Annotated in this window: 19 protein-coding genes and 1 pseudogene; 12 read left to right on the forward strand and 8 right to left on the reverse strand. The window is 71.5% G+C overall.

Annotation, left to right across the window (positions count from 1 at the left end):
- Positions 1 to 38 precede the first annotated feature (38 nt).
- Complete coding sequence (locus ACIBUY_RS16665; protein WP_365563000.1) at positions 39 to 1067, forward strand: helix-turn-helix domain-containing protein; 1029 nt, start codon at positions 39 to 41, stop codon at positions 1065 to 1067.
- Positions 1068 to 1175: 108 nt separating this feature from the next.
- On the opposite strand, the gene lon is transcribed toward ACIBUY_RS16665, so the two are convergent.
- Positions 1176 to 3596, reverse strand: a complete 2421-nt coding sequence (gene lon, locus ACIBUY_RS16670; protein WP_399152917.1) for an endopeptidase La — start codon at positions 3594 to 3596, stop codon at positions 1176 to 1178.
- Positions 3597 to 3763: 167 nt separating this feature from the next.
- On the opposite strand from lon, the gene ACIBUY_RS16675 reads away from it, so the two are divergent.
- Entirely contained in the window at positions 3764 to 4414 is a 651-nt protein-coding gene (locus ACIBUY_RS16675; protein WP_365562994.1) for a GNAT family N-acetyltransferase, read from the forward strand.
- Positions 4415 to 4481: 67 nt separating this feature from the next.
- Positions 4482 to 5483 (forward strand): annotated as a pseudogene (locus tag ACIBUY_RS16680) (DUF3626 domain-containing protein); the annotation flags it as partial.
- A 28-nt stretch (positions 5484 to 5511) separates the two neighbouring features.
- Here ACIBUY_RS16680 and ACIBUY_RS16685 read toward each other — a convergent pair.
- Both ACIBUY_RS16685 and ACIBUY_RS16690 read right to left on the reverse strand, forming a co-directional pair.
- A complete protein-coding gene (locus ACIBUY_RS16685) occupies positions 5512 to 6228 on the reverse strand; it encodes a rhomboid-like protein (protein WP_399153168.1) in 717 nt (238 codons plus the stop codon).
- A 325-nt stretch (positions 6229 to 6553) separates the two neighbouring features.
- Positions 6554 to 7213 (reverse strand): TetR family transcriptional regulator, encoded by a 660-nt coding sequence (locus tag ACIBUY_RS16690; protein ID WP_365562992.1) that lies wholly within the window; start codon positions 7211 to 7213, stop codon positions 6554 to 6556.
- A 159-nt stretch (positions 7214 to 7372) separates the two neighbouring features.
- Here ACIBUY_RS16690 and ACIBUY_RS16695 point away from each other — a divergent pair, with 159 nt between their 5' ends.
- The 7 genes from ACIBUY_RS16695 to ACIBUY_RS16725 all read left to right on the forward strand — a co-directional run bounded on the left by ACIBUY_RS16695 (position 7373) and on the right by ACIBUY_RS16725 (position 17585).
- Positions 7373 to 8695 carry an MFS transporter gene (locus tag ACIBUY_RS16695; RefSeq protein ID WP_399152918.1) on the forward strand — a complete coding sequence of 441 codons (1323 nt, stop codon included), beginning with the start codon at positions 7373 to 7375 and terminating at the stop codon, positions 8693 to 8695.
- 11 nt (positions 8696 to 8706) lie between these two features.
- The gene (locus ACIBUY_RS16700; protein WP_399152919.1) at positions 8707 to 10479 is read left to right on the forward strand and encodes a glycoside hydrolase family 3 protein; all 1773 of its coding nucleotides are present in this window, start codon (positions 8707 to 8709) and stop codon (positions 10477 to 10479) included.
- A 159-nt stretch (positions 10480 to 10638) separates the two neighbouring features.
- Positions 10639 to 11325 (forward strand): spermidine synthase, encoded by a 687-nt coding sequence (locus ACIBUY_RS16705; RefSeq protein WP_399152920.1) that lies wholly within the window; start codon positions 10639 to 10641, stop codon positions 11323 to 11325.
- A 94-nt stretch (positions 11326 to 11419) separates the two neighbouring features.
- Entirely contained in the window at positions 11420 to 12157 is a 738-nt protein-coding gene (locus ACIBUY_RS16710) for a response regulator transcription factor (protein ID WP_365562981.1), read from the forward strand.
- The gene (locus tag ACIBUY_RS16715; RefSeq protein ID WP_365562979.1) at positions 12154 to 13284 is read left to right on the forward strand and encodes a HAMP domain-containing sensor histidine kinase; all 1131 of its coding nucleotides are present in this window, start codon (positions 12154 to 12156) and stop codon (positions 13282 to 13284) included. Before ACIBUY_RS16710 ends, ACIBUY_RS16715 begins: the two co-directional genes overlap by 4 nt.
- 240 nt (positions 13285 to 13524) lie before the next feature.
- Positions 13525 to 17331 carry a multifunctional oxoglutarate decarboxylase/oxoglutarate dehydrogenase thiamine pyrophosphate-binding subunit/dihydrolipoyllysine-residue succinyltransferase subunit gene (locus ACIBUY_RS16720; protein WP_365562976.1) on the forward strand — a complete coding sequence of 1269 codons (3807 nt, stop codon included), beginning with the start codon at positions 13525 to 13527 and terminating at the stop codon, positions 17329 to 17331.
- Between the two features lie 68 nt (positions 17332 to 17399).
- Positions 17400 to 17585: a DUF6104 family protein gene (locus ACIBUY_RS16725; RefSeq protein WP_007266501.1), complete on the forward strand. Its 186-nt coding sequence runs from the start codon at positions 17400 to 17402 to the stop codon at positions 17583 to 17585.
- A 63-nt stretch (positions 17586 to 17648) separates the two neighbouring features.
- Here the strand turns inward: ACIBUY_RS16725 and ACIBUY_RS16730 are convergent, their stop codons facing one another.
- A complete protein-coding gene (locus tag ACIBUY_RS16730; protein ID WP_365562974.1) occupies positions 17649 to 18473 on the reverse strand; it encodes a hypothetical protein in 825 nt (274 codons plus the stop codon).
- Between the two features lie 188 nt (positions 18474 to 18661).
- Here ACIBUY_RS16730 and ACIBUY_RS16735 point away from each other — a divergent pair, with 188 nt between their 5' ends.
- Together ACIBUY_RS16735 and ACIBUY_RS16740 are read left to right on the forward strand one after the other, a co-directional pair.
- The gene (locus ACIBUY_RS16735) at positions 18662 to 19537 is read left to right on the forward strand and encodes a DUF4097 family beta strand repeat-containing protein (RefSeq protein ID WP_365562972.1); all 876 of its coding nucleotides are present in this window, start codon (positions 18662 to 18664) and stop codon (positions 19535 to 19537) included.
- Between the two features lies 1 nt (position 19538).
- Complete coding sequence (locus ACIBUY_RS16740; RefSeq protein ID WP_399152921.1) at positions 19539 to 20633, forward strand: helix-turn-helix transcriptional regulator; 1095 nt, start codon at positions 19539 to 19541, stop codon at positions 20631 to 20633.
- Between the two features lie 9 nt (positions 20634 to 20642).
- Here ACIBUY_RS16740 and ACIBUY_RS16745 read toward each other — a convergent pair whose 3' ends face one another.
- The 4 genes from ACIBUY_RS16745 to ACIBUY_RS16760 all read right to left on the reverse strand — a co-directional run bounded on the left by ACIBUY_RS16745 (position 20643) and on the right by ACIBUY_RS16760 (position 23866).
- Complete coding sequence (locus tag ACIBUY_RS16745; RefSeq protein WP_399153169.1) at positions 20643 to 21206, reverse strand: Clp protease N-terminal domain-containing protein; 564 nt, start codon at positions 21204 to 21206, stop codon at positions 20643 to 20645.
- Complete coding sequence (locus tag ACIBUY_RS16750; protein ID WP_365562966.1) at positions 21206 to 21415, reverse strand: helix-turn-helix domain-containing protein; 210 nt, start codon at positions 21413 to 21415, stop codon at positions 21206 to 21208. Before ACIBUY_RS16750 ends, ACIBUY_RS16745 begins: the two co-directional genes overlap by 1 nt.
- Before the next feature lie 141 nt (positions 21416 to 21556).
- Positions 21557 to 22519 carry a zinc-binding dehydrogenase gene (locus ACIBUY_RS16755; protein WP_365562963.1) on the reverse strand — a complete coding sequence of 321 codons (963 nt, stop codon included), beginning with the start codon at positions 22517 to 22519 and terminating at the stop codon, positions 21557 to 21559.
- Positions 22520 to 22651: 132 nt separating this feature from the next.
- Positions 22652 to 23866: an NADP-dependent malic enzyme gene (locus ACIBUY_RS16760; RefSeq protein WP_365562962.1), complete on the reverse strand. Its 1215-nt coding sequence runs from the start codon at positions 23864 to 23866 to the stop codon at positions 22652 to 22654.
- Positions 23867 to 23891 lie beyond the last annotated feature (25 nt).

The following is a 23891-nucleotide window of genomic DNA, read 5'->3' on the forward strand; positions in this document are numbered from 1 at the left end:
ACTTGTGTGGCTTCTGTGACCGGGCAAGAATTCCGGTCATGATCCAGGGGGCGGAACGGGGAACAGATCTGGGAACGGAGCTGCGGGGTCTCGGTCTGGGGGCGGACGAGGCCCGAGCCTATGTGGCGCTGCTGCGGCAACAGGCGGTGGACCGGGCCGAGTTGGCCCGCCACCTGGACCTGCCGCCACCCCGTCTCGACGTCGCCCTGGCCGAGCTCGCCGACCGCGGCTTCACCACCAAGGCACCGGGATCCCCGCTCCCCCGCCCGGCCGCACCGGCCGCCGCGATCCGGACGCTCATCCATCGCAAACAGGCCGAACTCCACATCCGCTCCGCCGAGTTGGAGCGCCTGATGATGTCCGCGGACCGGATCGCGGGCCGCCTGATGGAGGGCTCGCCGACCGCGCCCGAAGGCGGCATCGAGGTGGTGACGGGCCCGCGCGACATCGGCGAGCGCGCCGAGTCACTGCTCGCCTCGGCCGAGCGCGAAGTGCTCATCCTGGACCGGCCGCCGTACTCCAAGGGGCCCCGGACCGAAGGGAGTTCACGCTCGCCCGGCCTGGACATCACGGCTCTGCTCGACCGGGGCGTGGTGGTCCGTACGGTCATCGACCGCGAGGGGCTCGCCTATCCGGGCCGCACCCGCTCCCTGACGGCGCTCGCCGAGCGGGGCCTGCGCGTGCGCACCTCGCCCGGGGTCCCGACCAAGCTGATCGTGGTGGACCGCCGGATCACGCTGCTGCCGCCCTCGGAGGCGACGGACCCGACGGCGACGGCCCTGGTGATCGGCGACGCGCTGCTGCGCAACGCCCTGGTGCCGCTCTTCGAGACCGTGTGGGACCGCTCGACGCCGCTCGGCACGACGGCCACCGCGCTCGACGAACCGCACCGCGAGCTCCTCGCGCTGCTCGCCGCGGGCCTCAAGGACGAGGCCATCGCGCGCCGCCTCGGCGTCCACGTGCACACGGCCCGGCGGCGCATCTCCCGACTGCTCGAGGCACTGGACGCGGAGACGCGGTTCCAGGCGGGGGCGCGGGCGACGCTGCGCGGCTGGCTGGAGTTCTGACCCGCGCGCTCCACACAGCCGGAAGGCCCGGGTTCCCTGCGCGTACAGGGAAACCCGGGCCTCCGTCATCCGATACCCGCGGGCGGAGCCCGCTGAGGGGCACCGTCGTCACGCCGCCACCGGAACCTCCACGTCCGCCACGGCCGCCGGCGCGAGCGCCAGCTCCAGGACCTGGCGCACGTCCGTCACCGGGTGCACGTCCAGCTTCTCCAGGACCTCCGCGGGGACGTCGTCCAGATCGGCCTCGTTGCGCTTCGGGATGATGACGGTGGTGATCCCGGCCCGGTGCGCGGCGAGCAGCTTCTGCTTCACGCCGCCGATGGGCAGCACCCGTCCGGTCAGGGACACCTCGCCGGTCATCGCCACGTCCGTACGGACGAGGCGGCCGCTCAGCAGCGAGGCGAGGGCGGTCGTCATGGTGACGCCCGCGCTCGGCCCGTCCTTGGGCACCGCTCCCGCCGGGAAGTGGATGTGCACGCCGCGCTCCTTCAAGTCGGCGACGGGCAGCTCCAGTTCGGCGCCGTGCGAGCGCAGGAAGGAGAGCGCGATCTGGGCGGACTCCTTCATGACGTCGCCGAGCTGACCGGTCAGGGTCAGTCCGGCCGCGCCCGTCTCCGGGTCGGCGAGCGACGCCTCGACGAAGAGCACGTCACCGCCCGCGCCGGTCACGGCGAGCCCGGTCGCGACACCCGGCACCGCGGTGCGCCGCTCGGCCGGGTCCTGCGCGGACTCGGGCACGTGGTGCGGGCGCCCGACGAGGGCGCGCAGATCGTCGGCGGTCACCGTGAACGGCAGCTCCCGCTCGCCCAGTTCGTGCTGGGCGGCCACCTTGCGGAGCACGCGCGTGACGGCCCGCTCCAGGTTGCGGACACCGGCCTCGCGCGTGTACTCGCCGGCGAGCCTGCGCAGCGCGTCCTCGCCGATGACGACCTCGTCCTTGCCGAGCCCGGCACGGTCGAGCTGCCGCGGCACCAGGTGGTCACGGGCGATGACGACCTTCTCGTCCTCGGTGTACCCGTCGAGCCTGACCAGCTCCATGCGGTCGAGGAGCGCCTCCGGAATGGCTTCGAGCACGTTGGCCGTGGCCAGGAACACGACGTCGCTCAGGTCGAGTTCGACCTCCAGGTAGTGGTCCCGGAAGGTGTGGTTCTGCGCGGGGTCGAGGACCTCGAGCAGGGCGGCCGCCGGGTCGCCCCGGAAGTCGGACCCCACCTTGTCGATCTCGTCGAGGAGCACGACCGGGTTCATCGACCCGGCCTCCTTGATGGCGCGGACGATGCGGCCCGGCAGCGCGCCCACGTACGTACGCCGGTGTCCGCGGATCTCGGCCTCGTCCCGTACGCCGCCGAGCGCGACGCGCACGAACTTGCGGCCCATGGCGTGGGCGACGGACTCGCCGAGGGAGGTCTTGCCGACTCCGGGCGGGCCGACGAGCGCGAGCACGGCACCGCCGCGCCGCCCGCCGACCACGCCGAGCCCGCGGTCCGCGCGCCGCTTGCGCACGGCCAGGTACTCGGTGATCCGCTCCTTCACGTCCTGCAGCCCCGAGTGCTCGGCGTCGAGAACGCTCTGGGCGCCCTGGATGTCGTACTGGTCCTCGGTCCGCTCGTTCCACGGCAGTTCGAGGACGGTGTCGAGCCAGGTCCTGATCCAGCTGCCCTCGGGGGACTGGTCGCTGGAGCGCTCCAGCTTCTCGACTTCCTTCAGCGCGGCCTCGCGCACCTTCTCGGGAAGGTCCGCGGCCTCCACGCGCGCCCGGTAGTCGTCGGACTCCTCGCCCGCGTCCTTGGAGTCGCCGTTCAGCTCGCGCAGTTCCTTGCGGACGGCGTCGAGCTGGCGCCGCAGCAGGAACTCGCGCTGCTGCTTGTCCACGCCTTCCTGTACGTCCTTGGCGATGGTCTCGGCGACGTCCTGCTCGGCGAGGTGCTCGCGCAGCTGGGCCGTGGCGAGCTTGAGGCGGGCCACCGGGTCGGCCGTCTCCAGGAGTTCGACCTTCTGCTCGGTGCTCAGGAAGGGCGAGTAGCCGGAGTTGTCGGCGAGCTGCGACACGTCGTCGATCTGCTGGACGCGGTCCACGACCTGCCAGGCGCCGCGCTTCTTCAGCCAGTTGGTGGCGAGCGCCTTGTACTCCTTGACCAGCTCGGTCACGGAGCCGGGCAGCGGGTCCGGCACGGTCTCCTCGACCGTCAGGCCCTCCACCCACAGGGCGGCGCCAGGTCCGGTCGTGCCCGCGCCGATGCGCACGCGGCCGCGGCCGCGGATCAGCGCGCCCGGGTCGCCGTCGGCGAGGCGTCCGACCTGCTCGACCGTGCCGAGCACCCCGGTGTTCGCGTACGTGCCGTCGATCCGTGGAACAAGCAGCACCTTCGGCTTGCTGTCCCCACTGGAACGGGCGGCGGCCTGTGCGGCCTCCACCGCGGCGCGTACGTCGGTGTCGTTCAGGTCCAGGGGCACCACCATGCCGGGCAGCACGACCTCGTCGTCGAGCGGCAGCACGGGCAAGGTGAGCGGTGTGGACGTCGAAGCCATGATCTCCCCTTCGGCAGTCAAGTTGAGCTATGTCGACTCAATGCACGGGAGCCTCTGGATGTTCCCCATCCTGCGTTCGCTGTGAGCGATCACCTCTGTTGCGGGGAAATCGGCGCCGAGTAAGGTGCGGAACACAGAAGAGACCATTACTTACGTAGGGGGCAGTCATGGCAGGCGACGATCACGTACGGGACTGGGTCGACGGCTGGGTCGTCTCCCGCGGGGCCACTCCCCCGCTCGTCGAGCCCTGGGGCTACACGATCCACGTGGGCCTGGAGCAGCACGTGAGCCGGCACGTCCTGGGTGCCATGAACGACGCGGTGCGCGAGGACGACGTCCGCAAGGTGGCCGAGTCGACCCGCGGCCGCGCCACCCACCTGAAGGTCTTCGCCGACCCGGAGCGGGTGCACCCGTGGCTCGGCCCGGAGTGGGAGCCGTACGGCTCGGGCGACTACCTGATGGTGAAGGACCTGTCCGCGGAGCCCGCCCTCGACGCCCCTGCCGGGTACCGCCTGCACGCGTGGACCCGCGGCGGCGTCACCCGCGTCATGCTCACCGACGCGGACGGCGCGTTCGCGGCGCGCGGCCAGGTCGCCCCGACGGGCGCGAGCGCGGTCGTCGACCAGATCGAGACGTCCGAGCGGCACCGCCGCAAGGGCCTCGGCACGGTGGTGATGCGCACGCTCCAGGCGGAGGCCCACGCGCAGGGCGCGGTCCGCGCGGTCCTCGCCTGCACCCCCGAGGGCCACCTCCTGTACGAGGCGGTGGGCTGGCGGGTCGTGGCACCGCTGACGAACGCGAAGTACGTCGGCGGATAGCCCTCGCTGTTCGGGCCCCGGCCGAATTCCTTTGCCGGTGGCGCCCGCACCGCCCGATACTGCGCTGATGACGGACCCCCTGATCGCGTTGACCCCCGCGCAGGAAGCAGCGCTGCGGCACCTGCGCGCGGCCGGGCGGGCGGGCCGCGGTGACGCCCTGGCCCGCCTGTCGGCCCACGGCGTCGGCGCCGATGCGGCCGCCGCGCTGATCGCAGAGCTGCGCGCCCACGCGCGCGTGACCCTCAACTTCCACCCGGACCGCCTGCTGCCCGGAGCCGAGCACGGCACCACGGTCGCCGACCGGCTCGCTGCGGACGGCCGCTATCGCGGGCAGTACGAGACGGGCCTGTCGAACGGCAGCCGCACCGCCCACCCCGGAGGACTGCGCGACGGCTGGGAGGAGCTGCTGTTCGGCGGGGCGTACGCGCGGGCCACCGCGCGGGAGCGGCCCAAGTACGGCGCCCTGAACGTGATGCGGCACGCCGACGGGGCCGCCCCGCGCTTCGGGTCGTGCCACGTCCGGCTCCGGGCCGGGGTCACCGACCGGGCCACGTTCTGCTTCGGGGACAGCCACGTCGGGCCCGCCGACGTCGGCACGGCGGACGCGCTGCTGCCCGTCCTCGGCGCGCTGGTGGCGGACGCGGCGCACAGCGGGCAGTCGCTCGGGGTCACGGGGGCGGACCCGGTCGCCGTGATCCGGGGGCTCGGTGAGCAGCCCCGGGTTCCGGTGGTGGTCGGCCGGTCCCTCGACTTCTACGTGGAGGCGCAGGTGCACGGCGACATCGACCTGCGCAGGGACGCCGAGGCGCTGGTCCTCGACCCGTCCTTCCGCGGCACGCGCACCGCCGCCCTGCTCACCGGCATCGGACTCCCCGTGGAGTGGCACTCCGGGTTCGTGCTGCGCCCCGAGGGGCGTCGGGCCGAGCTCGCGGAGTTCCGCGGGCCCGCGCTGCCGGGGGTCGCGGCCAAGGTGGCCGCGGAGTTCACGTCCGGCGGGGGCATCGACGCGGCCGCCGTCGGGCGGGCCGCCGGGGACGCGGTCGGGTCGCCGCAGGGCTGGTCCTCGTACGGGACACAGGACGAAGTGCTGCAGTTCCTCAAGCAGTTGTGGCACTGCGTCGTGCACTTCGGGTCGAGCGCCCCTGGGGCCGGCCGCGCCGACGCCGCAGCAGCGGCCACGTCGCGACGCCGATCGCGAGGGCCAGCAGGTGCCCCCAGTCCGTCATCGGGTCGGTGAACGCGATCAGGTCCTCGAGCAGCATCGCCCCGAATAGCCCGAGCAGCAGCCAGCGCGGCCACGGGGCGAGCAGCCCGGCGAGTGCCCCTATGCTCGCGGCGACGCCGAAGCTGATGCCGTAGTCGAGGCGGTGCAGGGAGCTGTCGGGCAGATGGCCGACCATCACCGATATGCCGACGGGCACTTCCGTCGCGAGCGTCGCGAGGACGTGGCCGAGCAGGAAGACACCGGCCGTGCGCAGACCGCCGATGCGCCGCTCGAGCGCCGTGAGCACGACCAGGAACGCGACCACGAACGGTGACGTGATCCCGCCCGCGATCCACAGCGCGCTGGCCACCAGGACGAGCACCGGCGACTGGGCCAGATGGGTGACGTCGGTGCTGGACGCCTGGAGCGCCGCCGCGACCGTGTCCGGGGCGGCGAACTGCATGAACAGCGAGGTGCCGAGGAGCACCACGGCGTACGTGAAGGTGAACGGCGTCCCCTTCGGGGAGGGCAGCAGCCGCCACGGGCGGAACCGTCGTACCCGTCCGGTCGGCGCGGCCTCCAGGACCGGTGGCCGCGACTGCGCCGGAATGCCGTTCAGGCCGCCGCGCAGGTCGTCGCATCCGCGGACGTCGTCGCGCCCTCGCAGGTCGTCGCGTCCACGCAGGTCGCCGTGTCCGCGCAGGTCGCCGTGTCCGCGTACGTCGGGATCGGGCGTCGCGTCGGCGCCGGCCAGCACGCCTGGTTCCACGTGAGGCACCCCTTTCGCACGGATCCACGTCGGCAGATCGTCGGCAGATCCACCCCACACTTCGCCCCACCCGGCGCTTTTGTCTGTGATGGACGCCACGTGAGACACGATCCACAGCAACCTCACAGGCCCGGGCCGCGTCCGCAAGCCGCACCCGGTCCGCGGTTCAGTCGTGCGCGGGCAGCCCGGAGCCGTCGACGGTCACGGAGCGCAGCAGCCGGTCGAGGTAGGCGTGCAGGCGGCCGACCATGTCGTACGTGTCGGGGGCGAGCGCCCACTGCAGCTGGAGGCCGTCCATCACCGCGGCCAGCTCGGCCGCGACGGCCTCGGGGTCGGTGTCCGGCTTCAGCTCGCCGCGTGCGACGGCGGCGCGCAGCGGGCCCGCGGTCTTGTCGATCACCATGGCGTAGCGCCGGACGAAGAACTCGTGGGCGGGGTGGCCGAGTTCACCGGCCTCGCCGACGAGGACGTTGAACATCTTGGTGCGGCCGGGCCGCTCGGCGTTGTGCGCTGCGAGGTCGAGGACCGCCTCGAAGGCCTCGACGGGGGTCTCCGGGTCGCGCGAGAAGAAGCGCTCGACGTCCTGCTCGTCGCTGCGCTTGAGCACCTCGACGAGCAGGTCCTCCTTGCCGCGGAAGTGGTGCAGCAGGCCGCCCTGCGTGATGCCGACGTCCTTGGCGATGCGGGCCAGCGAGGAGGCGTGAAAGCCCCACTGCGCGAAGTGCTCGACGGCGACGTCCAGGATCTTGGCGCGGCGCTCGTCGCCCACGGCATAGCTGCCGCGAGCTGCGGATTTACGGGGCTTACGGCCCTCACTTCGCTCCATTCGGCCCACCCTAGCCGGGCCTTGTGACCCTCCTGAGGCACGCAATGACCATGTGATTCAGGCCACTCCACGAAAACCTACTACCCACTCGCTTTTCGCGTTTACGCTGACGGCGCCGGGTCGGCAAGGAAGCCGCCCCCGTCCCCCTGGAGAGCCGCCATGGCCGTCATCCCCGACGCCGCGCCGGGCCCCGTGTCCGCCGTCACGCACCCCGCGCCGCCCGCTCAGCCCGCAGCCCCCGCACCTGCCCCCGGCCCCGGCCCCGCGTCCGCGAAGCTGGTCATGGGCCTCGCCTTCGCCCAGTTCGGCATCATGGCCACCCTGCTCACCCCGGTGATGGTGACGCTGGCGCTGCGCGTGGCCCAGATCGTCCCCGAGGACGACCGGGGCGCGGCCCTCGGCCAGGTCCTCTCGCTCGGCGCGGTCCTCGCGATGATCGCCAACCCGGTGGTCGGCGGCCTCTCCGACCGCACCACCTCCCGGCTCGGGCGCCGCAGGCCCTGGCTCCTCGGCGGCATGCTGGTCGCCTTCGCGGGCCTCGCCGTCATCGCGCTCGGCGGCAACGTCCCGATGCTGATGCTCGGCTGGGCCCTCGCCCAGGTCGGCGGCAACGCGGCCCTGACGGCCGTGACCGCGGGCATCCCCGACTTCGTGCCCGAGCAGCAGCGGGCCCGCGTCTCCGGCACCGTCGGCATGATGACGTCGCTGTCGATGATCGCGGGCAGCGGCCTGGCCAACGCCTTCAGCGGCCACCTCGCCCTCGCCTTCCTGGTCCCCGGCCTGCTCGGCATCGCGGGCGTGGTGTTCCTCTGCGCGGTGATGAAGGACCGCCCGGCCCGCCCCGGCGCGTTCGCCCCGTACTCGTTCAGGGAGTTCCTGCGCAGCTTCTGGGTCAGCCCGCGCAAGCACCCCGACTTCGCCTGGAACTTCGCGGGCCGCTTCCTGGTCTTCGTCGGCATCAGCTGCGTGACCTCGTACCAGACGTACTTCCTGATGGACCGCCTCGGCTACGGGGACGGGGAGGTCGCGGGCAAGCAGTTCGTCGGCACCCTCGCGATGGTCGCGGCGGTCGTCGTCGGCTCGGTCCTCGGCGGCCAGCTCTCCGACCGCTCGGGCCGCCGCAAGCCGTACGTCCTCGGGTCCTCGCTGGTCATCGCCGTCGGCCTGACGCTGATGGCGACGGCGTACTCCTTCCCGATGTTCGTGCTCGCGGTGGTCGTCTTCGGCTTCGGCGAGGGCCTGTACCTCTCGGTGGACGTCGCGCTCGCGGCCGCGGTGCTGCCCAGCCCCGACGAGGCCGCCAAGGACATGGGCGTCCTCAACATCGGCAACGCGCTCCCCCAGTCCCTCGTGCCGATCGTCGCCCCGGCGTTCCTCGCGATCGGCGGCGGCACCGGCAACTACGGGGCCCTGTTCTTCTTCGGCGGCGTCGCGTGCGTGCTCGGCGCGCTGGCCGTCCAGTTCATCCGCAGCGTCAAGTGAGGCCACCCACCATGAAGTTCACGGTCCGCAACGAAGGCCACCCCTACCAGAACCCCGAAAATCCCATCCCCCTACGGGTAGAGGACCTCCTCGCCCGGATGACGGTCGAGGAGAAGGCGGGCCAGCTCTTCCACACCATGCTCGCCATGAAGCCCGACGGTTCGACGGTCGAGAAGGGCGACGCGGGCATGGTGCCGCTGGACACGACCGGCATGCTCCACGCCCAGCACATGACCCACTTCAACCTGCTGGGCACGTACGAGCCGGCCGCCATGGCCCGCTGGCAGAACACGCTCCAGGCGATGGCCGCCGACTCCCGCCTCGGCATACCGGTCACGCTCTCCACCGACCCCCGCCACGCCTTCACGGACAACGCGGGCGCGTCCTTCAACTCCGGTGCGTTCTCCGCCTGGCCGGAGCCGCTGGGCCTCGCCGCCCTGCGCGACCCGCAACTGGTCTTCGACTTCGCCGACACGGTCCGCCGCGAGTACCTGGCCGTCGGCTTCCGCGTGGCACTGCACCCGCAGATCGACCTGGCGTCCGAGCCGCGCTGGTCCCGGCAGAACGGCACGTTCGGCTCGGACGCGGCCCTCACCTCACAGCTCGTACGCGCCTACGTCCGCGGCCTGCAGGGCGACAAACTCGGCCGCCGGTCGGTCTCGGCCATGGTGAAGCACTTCCCCGGCGGCGGCCCGCAGAAGGACGGCGAGGACCCGCACTTCGCGCACGGCAAGGAGCAGATCTACCCGGGCGGCATGCGCGACCTGCACCTTGAGCCGTTCAAGGCGGCCATCGCCGCCGGCTGCGCGCAGATGATGCCGTACTACGGCCAGCCCATCGGCACCGACTGGGAAGAGGTCGGATTCGGCCTCAACAAGGGCGTCGTACAAGGCTTGCTGAGGGACACGCTCGGCTTCGACGGCATCGTCTGCACGGACTGGGGCCTGATCTCGGAGTCGGAGATCTTCGGCGAGAAGCACGAGGCGCGCGCCTGGGGCCTCGAATCCCTGTCGGAGAGCGAGCGGGTGGCACGGGTGCTCGACGCGGGCTGCGACCAGTTCGGCGGCGAGGCCCGCCCCGAACTCGTCGTGGAACTCGTCGAGTCGGGCCGCGTCCCCGAGTACCGCCTGGACGCCTCCCTGCGCCGCATCCTGCGCGAGAAGTTCGCCCTCGGACTCTTCGACGACCCGTACGTCGACGTGGACCTGGCCGCCGAGACGGTCGGCCGCGCGGACTTCACGGAGGCGGGCGCGAAGGCCCAGCGCCGCTCCCTGACGCTGCTCAAGAACGCCGACGCGGCGCTTCCCGTAAGGGGTCGCCCGAAGCTGTACGTGGAGAACGTGGCGGCCGAAGAGGTCGCCCCTTACGGGGAGTTGGTCTCCACCCCGGCCGAGGCGGACCTGGCGGTGCTGCGCCTGCGCACGCCGTACGAGCCCCGGGCCAACAAGTTCGAGTCGTTCTTCCACTCGGGCACGCTGGCCTTCACGGACGACGAGCTGAAGCCGATCCTCGCGCTCCTGGACGCGGTACCGACGGTGGTCTGCATCAACCTGGAGCGCGCTGCGGTCATCCCCGAGATCGCCGAGCGGGCGGCGGCGCTGATCGCGGACTTCGGGGCGAGTGACGCGGCGCTGCTCGACGTCGTCTTCGGCCGGGCCACGCCGCAGGGACGCCTGCCGTTCGAACTGCCGCGCTCCATGGCCGCGGTGGAGGCGTCGCGCCCGGACGTCCCCAACGACACGGTGGACCCCGTCTTCCCGTATGGGGCGGGCCTGTCGTTGTAACGCCCACCGGCGGGGCTTGATACAGGCAGGTCGTGCCGGGCCGCAGGGCCGGTACGACCTGCCTGTCAGGGGCGCGGAGAACTGCGCGACCAGCCACGACGCACGCGCACCCGGAAAAACACCGCACCCCGCAGACGCTCATCCGCAAAAATGCCCCGCATGACGACCCCGCGCATCCAAGAACCCCCCGTCGTCCTCGACCGCCGCACCGGCCCCCACGGCGAAGTGGTCCTGCGCCGCCACGGCGACCTCCTCCAGATCATCGCCAACGGCACGTTCCTGATGGACACGTCCGACGGAAGATCCGAGCGCCTGCTCGTCGACGCGGCCCGGGACGCACTCGGCCCGGGCCGCGACAGGCCCTGCGTGCTCGTCGGAGGACTCGGCGTCGGGTTCTCCCTGGCCCACGCGGCAGCGGACCCGTACTGGTCCCGCATCACCGTCGTCGAGCGCGAACGGGCCGTCATCGACTGGCACCTCGAAGGCCCGCTGCGGGAACTCTCCGCCGCGGCCGTCGCGGACCCCCGCACCGAGATCGTCGAGGCGGACCTCGTCCGTCACGTGCACGAGGCGTCCGTCACGTACGACGCCCTCTGCCTCGACATCGACAACGGCCCGGACTGGACCGTCACCGAGGACAACGACAGCCTCTACTCCCCCGTCGGACTCGCGGCCTGCCGGTCCCGGCTCAACCCCGGCGGCGTACTGGCGATTTGGTCCGCACAGCCGTCCGCAAATTTTGAAGGAACCTTGCGGAATGCCGGATTCCGGGCGGTCCGCACCGAAGAGATCCCCGTTGTCCGAGGCGTACCCGACGTGGTTCACCTCGCAGTACGGGCCGCGTAGCCGACCGGCGGTAACTCCCCGTACGCTGACGTCCGAAACCCAGATCATTCAAGCGTCAAGCGCGCCACGCGGGCGTGCATTCAGGGGCGGGGCGATGGAGCAGACACACACCTCCCACAACAGCAGCACGGCGACGCCGGGTGCCCAGCGACGGGTGCTCGTCGTCGAGGACGACCCCACGATCGTGGACGCCATCGCCGCCCGGCTGCGGGCCGAGGGATTCCTCGTGCAAACCGCACAGGACGGTCCCTCGGCGGTCGACACGGCCGAGGCCTGGCAGCCCGACCTGCTGATCCTCGACATCATGCTGCCCGGCTTCGACGGGCTCGAGGTCTGCCGTCGCGTACAGGCACAGCGGCCGGTCCCGGTGCTGATGCTGACGGCGCGCGACGACGAGACGGACATGCTCGTCGGGCTCGGCGTCGGCGCCGACGACTACATGACGAAGCCGTTCTCCATGCGCGAGCTGGCCGCACGCGTGCACGTCCTGCTGCGGCGCGTGGAGCGCGCGGCCCTCGCCGCCGCGACACCGCGCAGCGGCATCCTCCGGCTCGGCGAGCTGGAGATCGACCACGCGCAGCGCCGCGTACGGGTGCGAAGTGAGGATGTTCACCTCACGCCGACCGAGTTCGACCTCCTGGTCTGCCTGGCGAACACCCCGCGCGCGGTCCTCTCCCGCGAGCAGCTGCTCGCCGAGGTGTGGGACTGGGCGGACGCCTCGGGCACCCGCACCGTCGACAGCCACATCAAGGCGCTGCGCCGGAAGATCGGCGCGGAGCGCATCCGCACCGTCCACGGTGTGGGGTACGCACTGGAGACGCCGACCCCATGAGCGCCGGGGACCGGGCACCGCACGCGACGTCACGCAGACAGTTGAACCCCCGCTGGGCGTCCGGCGGCCTGCGCCCCTTCTCCATCAAGGCGAAGCTCGGCACGCTCGTCGTCGTCTCCGTCTTCATCACCACGGGCCTGCTCATGGTGGCGATGTACACGGCGACGGAGCTGCGCTTCATCACCGTGTTCTCGATCATCGCGACGCTGCTGATCACCCAGTTCGTGGCGCACTCGCTCACCGCGCCGCTGGACGAGATGAACACGGTCGCGCGCTCCATCTCCAACGGTGACTACACCCGGCGCGTCCGGGGCGCGGGCCGCAGCGACGAGCTGGGCGACCTGGCCGTCACCATCAACCGCATGGCCGACGAGCTGGCCGCCCAGGACCAGCAGCGCAAGGAACTCGTGGCGAACGTCTCGCACGAGCTGCGCACGCCCATCGCGGGCCTGCGCGCGGTCCTGGAGAACGTGGTGGACGGCGTGATGTCGGCCGACCCCGAGACCATGCGCACGGCGCTGAAGCAGACCGAGCGCCTGGGCCGGCTCGTCGAGACCCTGCTCGACCTGTCCCGGCTCGACAACGGCGTGGTCCCGCTGAAATCCCGCCGCTTCGAAGTGTGGCCGTACCTGTCGGGCGTACTGAAGGAGGCGAACATGGCCGTCTCCCAGCGGGCCGGCATCGCCTCCGGGTCCGGCACGCACACCCGCACCGACGTCCATCTCCACCTCGACGTCTCCCCGCCCGAGCTGACCGCGCACGCCGACCCGGAGCGCATCCACCAGGTCGTGGCGAATCTCATCGACAACGCGGTGAAGCACTCCCCGCCGCACGGCCGCGTCACCGTACGGGCCAGGCGCGGGCTCTATCCGGAGTCCCTGGAGCTCGAGGTCCTGGACGAGGGCCCCGGCATCCCGCAGTCCGAATGGCACCGGGTCTTCGAGCGCTTCAACCGGGGCAACGCGGGAAATTCGGCCAAGGGGAAGGGTGACGGCGGCACGGGCCTCGGGCTCGCCATCGCGCGCTGGGCCGTGGACCTGCACGGTGGCCGGATAGGCGTGGCCGAATCGGCTCGGGGATGCCGGATCAAGGTCACTCTTCCGGGAGAGCCAAGACCGCAAAGTTGACGTAGGGTTTCGGTCAGGCGGAGGTCAAGCCGCGCCGAGGCGTACCTGAACGCGCCGGGCGCGCGTCCGAACGTACGCAAACCCCGGTTGTTTCCCGCCATTTCCCGGCCCGAAACCCGACTTCCAGTGTGACTTACGCGACGGATGCCCGGCCCGGTCTGCACGTCCCGCTGATGGAGGCGTAGCCTTTATTCCCGCTGTCCATCACCTTGTGAGAAGCGGAAGAGGGCGGTTCACGCCGTGTCGCCACAGTCCCCCAGTAACTCGAGCATCTCCACCGAGACCGACCAAGCCGGGCAGGGCAAAAACCCTGCTGCCGCCTTCGGCCCCAATGAGTGGCTCGTCGACGAGATCTATCAGCAGTACCTCCAGGACCCGAATTCGGTTGACCGAGCCTGGTGGGACTTCTTCGCCGACTACAAGCCCGGTGCCGCAGCCGCGGGGGCTGCGCCGACTGAGCCTGTGAAGACACCGGCCCAGAAGCCCGCGGCCCCTGCGCCCGCCCCCGCCCCGGCTCAGCCCGCGCCCGCAGCGCAGGCCCCGGCCGCCGCGCCCGCGCAGCCCGCCGCCGCAGCTCCCGCCGCTGCCCCGGCGCCCGCGAAGCCCGCGGCGAAGCCCGCTGCCGCCACCCCTGCTCCTGCACCGAAGAAGGCTGAAGAAGTGACGACCGAGGCCCCTGCCGGCCCCGAGTTCGTGACGCTGCGCGGTCCCGCCGCCGCCGTCGCGAAGAACATGAACGCGTCCATCGAGGTCCCCACGGCCACGTCCGTGCGCGCCGTCCCGGTGAAGCTGCTGTTCGACAACCGCATCGTCATCAACAACCACCTGAAGCGCGCCCGTGGCGGGAAGATCTCCTTCACGCACCTCATCGGGTACGCGATGGTGCAGGCCATCAAGGCCATGCCGTCGATGAACCACTCGTTCGCGGTCAAGGACGGCAAGCCGACCCTGGTCAAGCCGGAGCACATCAACTTCGGCCTCGCCATCGACCTGGTGAAGCCCAACGGCGACCGCCAGCTGGTCGTCGCGGGCATCAAGAAGGCCGAGACGCTCAACTTCTTCGAGTTCTGGCAGGCGTACGAGGACATCGTCCGGCGCGCCCGCGACGGCAAGCTCGGCATGGACGACTTCACCGGCGTCACGGTCTCCCTGACCAACCCCGGCGGCCTCGGCACCGTCCACTCCGTGCCCCGCCTGATGCCCGGACAGTCGGTCATCATGGGCGTCGGCTCGATGGACTACCCGGCCGAATTCCAGGGCACGTCGCAGGACACCCTGAACAAGCTCGGCATCTCGAAGGTCATGACGCTCACGTCGACCTACGACCACCGGGTGATCCAGGGCGCCGCCTCCGGCGAGTTCCTGCGCATCGTCGCGAACCTCCTCCTCGGCGAGAGCGGGTTCTACGACGAGATCTTCAAGGCCCTGCGCATCCCCTACGAGCCGGTCCGCTGGCTCAAGGACATCGACGCCTCGCACGACGACGACGTCACCAAGGCCGCGCGCGTCTTCGAGCTGATCCACTCCTACCGGGTCCGCGGCCACGTCATGGCCGACACCGACCCGCTGGAGTACAAGCAGCGCAAGCACCCCGACCTGGACATCACCGAGCACGGCCTGACGCTCTGGGACCTGGAGCGCGAGTTCGCGGTCGGCGGCTTCGCGGGCAAGTCGATGATGAAGCTGCGCGACATCCTCGGCGTGCTGCGCGACTCGTACTGCCGCACCACCGGCGTCGAGTTCATGCACATCCAGGACCCCAAGCAGCGCAAGTGGATCCAGGACCGCATCGAGCGCCAGCACACCAAGCCGGAGCGCGAGGAGCAGCTGCGCATCCTGCGCCGGCTGAACGCCGCGGAGGCCTTCGAGACCTTCCTGCAGACGAAGTTCGTCGGCCAGAAGCGCTTCTCGCTGGAGGGCGGCGAGTCCGTCGTCCCGCTGCTCGACGCGGTGATCGACTCCGCCGCCGAGGCCCGCCTCGACGAGGTCGTCATCGGCATGGCCCACCGCGGCCGCCTGAACGTCCTGGCGAACATCGTCGGCAAGTCGTACGCGCAGATCTTCCGCGAGTTCGAGGGCAACCTCGACCCGAAGTCGATGCACGGCTCCGGCGACGTGAAGTACCACCTGGGCGCCGAGGGCACCTTCACCGGCCTGGACGGCGAGCAGATCAAGGTCTCGCTGGCCGCCAACCCGTCCCACCTGGAGACGGTCGACCCGGTCATCGAGGGCATCGTCCGCGCCAAGCAGGACATCATCAACAAGGGCGGCACGGACTTCACGGTCCTGCCCGTCGCCCTGCACGGTGACGCGGCCTTCGCGGGCCAGGGTGTGGTCGCCGAGACGCTCAACATGTCGCAGCTGCGCGGCTACCGCACGGGCGGCACGGTCCACATCGTCATCAACAACCAGGTCGGCTTCACCGCCGCCCCGGAGTCGTCGCGCTCCTCCATGTACGCCACCGACGTGGCCCGCATGATCGAGGCGCCGATCTTCCACGTGAACGGCGACGACCCCGAGGCCGTCGTCCGCGTTGCCCGACTGGCCTTCGAGTTCCGCCAGGCGTTCAACAAGGACGTCGTCATCGACCTCATCTGCTACCGCCGCCGCGGTCACAACGAGTCGGACAACCCGGCGTTCACGCAGCCGCTGATGTACGACCTGATCGACAAGAAGCGCTCGGTGCGCAAGCTCTACACCGAGTCCCTCATCGGTCGCGGCGACATCACCCTCGAAGAGGCCGAGCAGGCGCTGCAGGACTTCCAGGGCCAGCTGGAGAAGGTCTTCACCGAGGTCCGCGAGGCCGTCGCGGCCCCGGCCGAGGCGCACGTCCCCGACCCGCAGGCCGAGTTCCCGGTGGCCGTGCAGACGGCGATCTCCCAGGAGGTCGTCAAGCGCATCGCCGAGTCCCAGGTGAACATCCCGGACAACATCACCGTGCACCCGCGCCTGCTGCCGCAGCTGCAGCGCCGTGCGTCGATGATCGAGGACGGGACGATCGACTGGGGCATGGGCGAGACCCTCGCCATCGGTTCGCTGCTGCTCGAAGGCACGCCCGTCCGGCTCTCCGGCCAGGACTCGCGCCGCGGCACGTTCGGCCAGCGCCACGCGGTGCTGATCGACCGGGAGACCGGCGAGGACTACACCCCGCTGCTCTACCTGTCGGACGAGCAGGCCCGCTACAACGTCTACGACTCGCTGCTCTCCGAGTACGCGGTCATGGGCTTCGAGTACGGCTACTCGCTGGAGCGTCCCGAGTCCCTCGTGATGTGGGAAGCCCAGTTCGGTGACTTCGTCAACGGCGCGCAGACGGTCGTCGACGAGTACATCTCGGCCGCCGAGCAGAAGTGGGGCCAGACCTCCGGCGTCACGCTCCTGCTCCCGCACGGCTACGAGGGCCAGGGCCCGGACCACTCGTCCGCGCGCGTGGAGCGCTTCCTCCAGCTCTGCGCCCAGAACAACATGACGGTCGCGATGCCCACGCTCCCGTCGAACTACTTCCACCTCCTGCGCTGGCAGGTGCACAACCCGCACCACAAGCCGCTGGTGGTCTTCACCCCGAAGTCGATGCTGCGCCTCAAGGCCGCCGCGTCGAAGGCGGAGGAGTTCACGACGGGCGGCTTCCGTCCGGTCATCGGCGACGAGTCGGTGGACGCGGCCGCGGTCAAGAAGGTCGTCTTCTGCGCCGGCAAGGTCTACTACGACCTGGCGGGCGAGCGCGAGAAGCGCGGCATCACGGACACGGCGATCATCCGCCTCGAGCGCCTGTACCCCCTGCCGGGTGCCGAGCTCCAGGCAGAGATCGCCAAGTTCCCGAACGCCGAGAAGTACCTGTGGGCCCAGGAGGAGCCGGCGAACCAGGGTGCCTGGCCGTTCATCGCGCTCAACCTGATCGACCACCTGGACCTGGCCGTCGGCGCGGACATCCCGCACGGCGAGCGCCTGCGCCGCATCTCGCGCCCGCACAGCTCGTCCCCCGCGGTCGGCTCGAAGAAGCGCCACGACCAGGAGCAGGAGCAGCTGGTCAACGAGGTGTTCGAGGCCTGAGCACCCGGTAGCAGGACAGGGCCGCACTCCCCGTAAGGGGGTGCGGCCCTGCCGCATATCCTGGACCCATGTACTTCACGGACCGTGGCATCGAAGAGCTGGAGAAGCGGCGCGGCGAGGAGGAGGTCACCTTCGAGTGGCTCGCCGAGCAGCTGCGGACCTTCGTGGACCTGAACCCGGACTTCGAGGTGCCGGTCGAGCGCCTGGCGACGTGGCTGGCGCGGCTCGACGACGAGGACGAGGACGACGAGTAGGGCGACGAGCAGGAGCGCTCGCGGTCCGGTCGCTCGCGGTCCGGTCTCGGGCGCGGGCGCGGGTCAGTCGCGGGCCGCGCGCATCCTGTCGTACGCGAATCCGAGCGCCCCGTGGGCGAGCAGCACGGCGCCCGCGGTGAGCCAGCCGCAGCTGCGCCGCCGCAGGCCGTAGAGGGCGAGCGGCGCCCCGGCCACGAGCTGGGCGGCGGCCAGGCCGCGGGCCTTGGGGCCGCGCAGCCAGGGGCCGATGCTGCTGTTCTCGACCACGTCGAGCTCGGCGTGGACGGCATCCCCCCAGCCCGACCAGGTGATCGCCTCCGCGTCGGGCTGCACCCGGGCGACCTCGCGCAGCCGGTCGGCCGGTTCGCCGGGGGTCAGTCCCGCGGGCAGCGTGAGGCCGGTGCGGGTGAGGACCGCGAGCAGGCCGAGCAGGCGGGCGCGGGCGTCGGCCTCGGTGTCGGGCTCGGTCAGGGCGTCGAGGGACTGCATGTCGAGCACGGGGTCGAGGCCCAGACGGGCGGCGAAGGTGCGCATCGCCTCGTCCTCGCCCGCCGGGGTGCCGTTCGCGAGCCATACGTAGCCGACGGGGCGGCGGAAGCCGGAGGCCAGCGTGAAGCCGCTGCGGTCGGCGTCCCACCACAGGGCGAGCACCGGCCAGGGAGCGCCGACGGCGAGCGCGCCGGCCCAGCCGCCGAGGACCCGGTCGACGGGTTCGCCGGCGCCGTCCGCGCCGGCCAGCCACGGCTTGCCCTCCGGCACGAGAGCGCTCCACTCGCGGCCGGCCCGGACGAGCAGCATCCGCTCGCGCAGCAGCTGGGCGGCGGGGCCGACGACGCTGGGCTCGGCGCGGCAGAGCAGGAGCGCACCGGCGGGTTCGGAGGACGGCATGGCCCCACGCTAGGGCAGTTCGCCCGGATTCCACCACAAATGACCGCCCACGACTGCGACACGGAAAGTCGCGACTGTGTCGCCTGTCGCGGGGCGAGGGGTGACTGTCCTTGACTTTCCCCATCCGCGATATATCGTGTGTTGAAGAGAACGCGATATGGCGCGTTCGCTCCGGAGGAGGTCGCACCATGCCCGAGTGGTCCGTCGCGGAGCCGCAGAAGCTCGCCTTCGACGAGCCGTTGACGGCCCTGCACGTACGCATCGTCAACGGAACGGTGAACGTGGTGGGCACCGAAGAAGGTTCCGCCCGCCTGGAGGTCTCCGACATAGAGGGACCACCGCTCGTGGTGCGCCAGGAGGACGGCACGCTCACCGTCGCCTACGACGACCTGCCCTGGAAGGGCTTCCTCAAGTGGCTCGACCGCAAGGGCTGGCACCGCAGCGCGGTCGTCTCCCTCGCCGTGCCGAGCGGCACCCGGGTCGAGGTCGGCGTGGTCGGCGCGGGCGCGGTCGTCTCCGGCCTCGACGGGCCGACGGAGGTCAAGGGCGTCACCGGCGACACCACCCTGGTCGGCGTCACGGGCCCGGTGCGCACGAGCACGGTCTCGGGCAATGTCGAGGCGCAGGCGGTCACCGGGGACCTCAGGTTCAACTCGGTCTCGGGCGATCTGACCGTCGTCGAGGGCTCGGGGTCGTTCGTGAAGGCGGACACGGTGAGCGGCTCGATGATCGTCGACCTGGACCCGGCGGGACCCACGGACGTGAGCCTGACGAGCGTCTCCGGCGAGATCGCCATCCGCATCCCGCACCCGGCGGACACGGACGTCGAGGCGAACACGGCGAGCGGCGCGGTGTCGAACGCGTTCGACGGGTTGCGCGTCTCCGGCCAGTGGGGCGCCCACAAGATCGCGGGTCGGCTCGGCGCGGGCACCGGCAGCCTCAAGGCCACGACGGTCTCCGGGTCGATCGCCCTGTTGCGCAGGCCGCCGGGCGACGACGACCCGTTCGACGCGGCACCGCAGGACGCCGCACAGGCCGGCCCTACCGACAAGAAGGTGCTCTGACATGCCTCCCGTCTTCGCCCACGGCCGACTGCGCCTGTACCTCCTGAAGCTGCTCGACGAGGCGCCGCGCCACGGCTACGAGGTGATCCGCCTCCTGGAGGAGCGCTTCCAGGGGCTGTACGCACCCTCGGCGGGCACCGTCTATCCGCGCCTGGCCAAGCTGGAGTCCGAGGGCCTGGTCACCCACACCACCGAGGGCGGCCGCAAGGTCTACGCGATCACGGACGCGGGCCGAGCCGAACTGGCCGACCGCAGCGGCGAGTTGGCCGACCTGGAGCTGGAGATCCGTGAGTCGGTGGCCGAGCTGGCCGCCGAGATCCGGGACGACGTGCGCGGGGCCGCGGGCGAGCTGCGCCGCGAGATGCGGGCGGCCGCGTCCGAGGCACGGAGCACGCGGCCCGGTGCCAGGTCCGGCTTCGCCGACCTCAAGGACGCGACGGACGCCGACTCGTGGCGCGCGGCCAAGGAGGAGATGCGCCGCGCGAAGCAGGAGTGGAAGGAGCAGGCACGGCGCGCGAAGGACGAGAGCCGCCGGGCCCGCGAGGAGGCGCAGCGGGCGCGCCGCCAGGCCAAGGAGACCTCGGAGCAAGTGCGGGCGCAGGCGCAGGAGGAGCTCCAGCGGATGGCCCGGCGCGTGCAGGACCAGGTGCAGGACCACTTCACGCGCGGCGACTGGCCGACGGGCGTGCGCGAGGGCCTTTCCGAACTGGCAAAGGAGTTCGGCGAGTTCGGCAAGACCTTCGGAAAGGAGTTCGGCGCAGCCGCCACGAAGGGCACCGAGAAGAACACGAAGACCGAGACCGCCAAGAAGGCAGAGAAGGCCGAGAAGGACACCGGGCGTACGGGTCCCGTGGAGCCGGAGTACCGCCCGATGTCCGACGCGGTCCCCGCCGAGTACGTCCCGTCGTGGGCGGAGCCGGACTCCACCGGCGACCCGGCCCGTGACCTGGACCGCCTCCTGGACCGGTTCCGGGACGACATCCGGGACGCGGCCCGCGACCACGGCGTCAGCGAGGACCAACTCCGCACGGCCCGCCGCCACTTGTCGGAGACGGCGGCCCACATCGGGGCGGCACTGCGGGCGCCCAAGGGGTGAGCGGGCGGCTCAGCCCGCCGCCGCCTCCCCGTCCCCGTCCCCGTACAGCACTCGCTCCACCGCCGGCACGCTCACCCCGCACCCGGCGAGCACCTCGGACGCGATGCCGGGGCGGGCGGCGAGGGCGAGGAGGAGGTGCTCGTCGCCGATCGAGCGGTCGTGATGGGCGAGGGTCATCCGCAGGGACGACTCGAGGACGCCCTTGGCCTCGCGGGTGAACGTGCGGCGCCCGCCGATCCTGCGTCGCCCGCTCAACGCGCCCACGCCATGGGCCTGTTCCACCCGGGCGACGACTTCGGACACGTCGATCCCGAGCCCCGCGAGGGCCTCGGTGTCCGCCTGCGACAGACCCGCCCGGCGGCGCGCCGCGACGAGGCCGTCCCGGATCGCCGTCCGCCTTCCCTCGGCGTCGACCCCGAGCGCACCCAGCGCGAAGGAACCGCGGGTGCCGCGGGCGTCGAGCACCGCGAGGAGCAGATGCCCCTCGTCGATCTGCGGGGCGCGCTCGGCCTCCGCGTAGGTGACGGCGCCCTTGACCACGTCCCGGGCGCCCTTGGTGAACCGCTCGAACATCATCGCCTCCCGTACTTCTTGTGCACGGCCTGTCGGCTGACTCCCAGTTCGGCCGCGATGTCCTGCCACGACCAGCCCTGATTGCGCGCGCTGCGCACCTGTACCGCTTCCAACTGCTCGAGCAGCCGCCGCAGCGCCGCGACCGCCCGCAGCCCTACGCGCGGGTCGCGGGCACCCGCCTGCTCGGCGAGATTCGTTGCCTCGGTCATGGTGTCAATGTAGGTTGACAAGCATCTCGCGTCAACCTGGATTGACATCGGGGGCGCGAAAAAGGGGCGCCGGACACGGCGCCCCTCTCCCCGGGCCACGGCTGCCCGATCAGGCGGTCGAATGGCGAGGCGGTCAGGCGGTCAGACGGTCAGCACGACCTTTCCGAACAGGTCGCCGCCCGCCATCTTCTCGAAGCCCTCCCGCGCCCGGTCCAGCGGCAGCACCTCGTCGATGACGGGCCGCACTCCGGTCGCCGCGCAGAACGACAGCAGGTCCTCCAGCTCGTCCTTGGACCCCATGGTCGAGCCGACGACCTTCAGTTCCAGGAAGAAGATGCGGTTCAGCTCGGCGGACTTCGGGCTGGGGCCGCTCGTCGCGCCGGAGATCACCAAAGTGCCGCCGGGGCGCAGGGACTTGACCGAGTGCGACCAGGTCGCGGCGCCCACCGTCTCGATCACGGCGTCCACCCGCTGCGGCAGCCGCGCACCCGACTCCAGGGCCTCCACGGCGCCGAGCTCCAGGGCGCGCTTGCGCTTGGCCTCGTCCCGGCTGGTGGCGAAGACGCGCAGCCCGGCCGCCTTGCCGAGCACGATCGCGGCCGTGGCGACGCCGCCGCCCGCACCCTGCACGAGCACCGAATCCCCGGGCCGCACACCGGCGTTGGTGAAGAGCATCCGGTACGCGGTCAGCCACGCGGTGGGCAGACAGGCGGCCTCGGCGAAGGAGAGCTCCTTCGGCTTGGGCAGCACGTTCCACTCGGGCACGGTGACCTGCTCGGCGAACGTGCCCTGGTACTTCTCGGTGAGGATCGAGCGGCTCTCGCGGGGCCCGACCCCGTACCCGCTCTGCCCGATGACGGAGTGCAGGACGACCTCGTTGCCGTCGCTGTCGATCCCGGCGGCGTCGCAGCCGAGGATCATCGGCAGTGCCTCCTCGCCGAGCCCGACGCCGCGCAGGGACCACAGGTCGTGGTGGTTGAGGGAGGCGGCCTTGACGTTCACGGTGGTCCAGCCGGGCCGGTTCTCGGGGGCGGGCCGCTCCCCCAACTCCAGTCCGTTCAGCGGCTGGTCACGGTCGATGCGGGCGGCGTAGGCAGCGAACATGACCTTGACGATAGGCGCCGCCCGGGACGCCGGGAACCACCTCTCCCTGTGACACGCATCGCTGCCCGGACCGGCCACCCCGGGCAACGGAAAGGGCCCCGCCGAAGCGGGGCCCTGACCGTCGTACGGCGATCAGCGTCGGGCGACGCCCTCGGCGCGCGCGGCAGCGGCGACCGCCGCCGTCACGGCCGGCGCGACCCGCTCGTCGAACGGCGACGGGATGACGTACTCGGCGGACAGCTCGTCGCCGACCACGGCGGCCAGCGCCTCCGCGGCGGCGATCTTCATCGTCTCGGTGATCCGGGAGGCCCGGACCTGCAGCGCGCCGGCGAAGATGCCGGGGAACGCCAGGACGTTGTTGATCTGGTTCGGGAAGTCCGAGCGCCCGGTCGCGACCACGGCCGCGTACTTGTGGGCGATGTCGGGGTGCACCTCGGGGTTCGGGTTGGCCATCGCGAAGACGAAGGCACCCGGCGCCATCGAGGCGACCGCCGGCTCGGGGACCGTACCGCCGGAGACGCCGATGTAGACGTCGGCGCCCGCGAGCGCGTCCTCCAGCGAACCGGACAGTCCGGCCTTGTTCGTGATCTCGGCCAGCTCGCGCTTGACCGGCGTGAGGTCCTCGCGGTCCCGGCTGACGATGCCCTTGCGGTCGGTGACCGCGACGTCACCGAGACCGGCCTCGAGCAGGAACTTCGCGATCGCCACACCCGCCGCACCGGCGCCGGAGATCACGCCGCGCAGCTCGCCGAGCGTACGGCCGCTGAGCCGGGCCGCGTTCTTCAGCGCGGCCAGCGTGACGACGGCCGTGCCGTGCTGGTCGTCGTGGAAGACCGGGATGTCGAGCTTCTCCTGGAGCCTGCGCTCGATCTCGAAGCAGCGCGGCGCCGAGATGTCCTCCAGGTTGACGCCGCCGAAGGACGGCGCGAGGCGCACGACGGTGTCGACGATCTCGTCGACGTCGGTCGTCGCGAGCGCGAGCGGCACCGCGTCCACGCCGCCGAACTGCTTGAAGAGAATGGCCTTGCCCTCCATCACCGGGAGGGACGCCTCGGGACCGATGTCCCCGAGGCCGAGCACGGCCGTGCCGTCGGTGACCACGGCCACCACGTTCGACTTCCACGTGTAGTCGTGGACGAGTTCCGGCTGCTCGGCGATCGCGCTGCACACCTTCGCGACGCCGGGCGTGTACGCCAGGGACAGGTCGTCCTTGTCACGGACCGGCACGGTGGCCTGCACGGCCATCTTGCCGCCGCGGTGCAGCGCGAAGGCCGGATCGAAAGGCTCGTCAGTGCCTTCGTTGCCGGTACTGCTGTCGCTGCGAGGATTGACGATCTCCGCTGCCACTTGTCTTACCCCTTAGGTCTTAAAC

Source organism: Streptomyces sp. NPDC050085, from assembly GCF_044460595.1.
GTDB lineage: Bacteria > Actinomycetota > Actinomycetes > Streptomycetales > Streptomycetaceae > Streptomyces.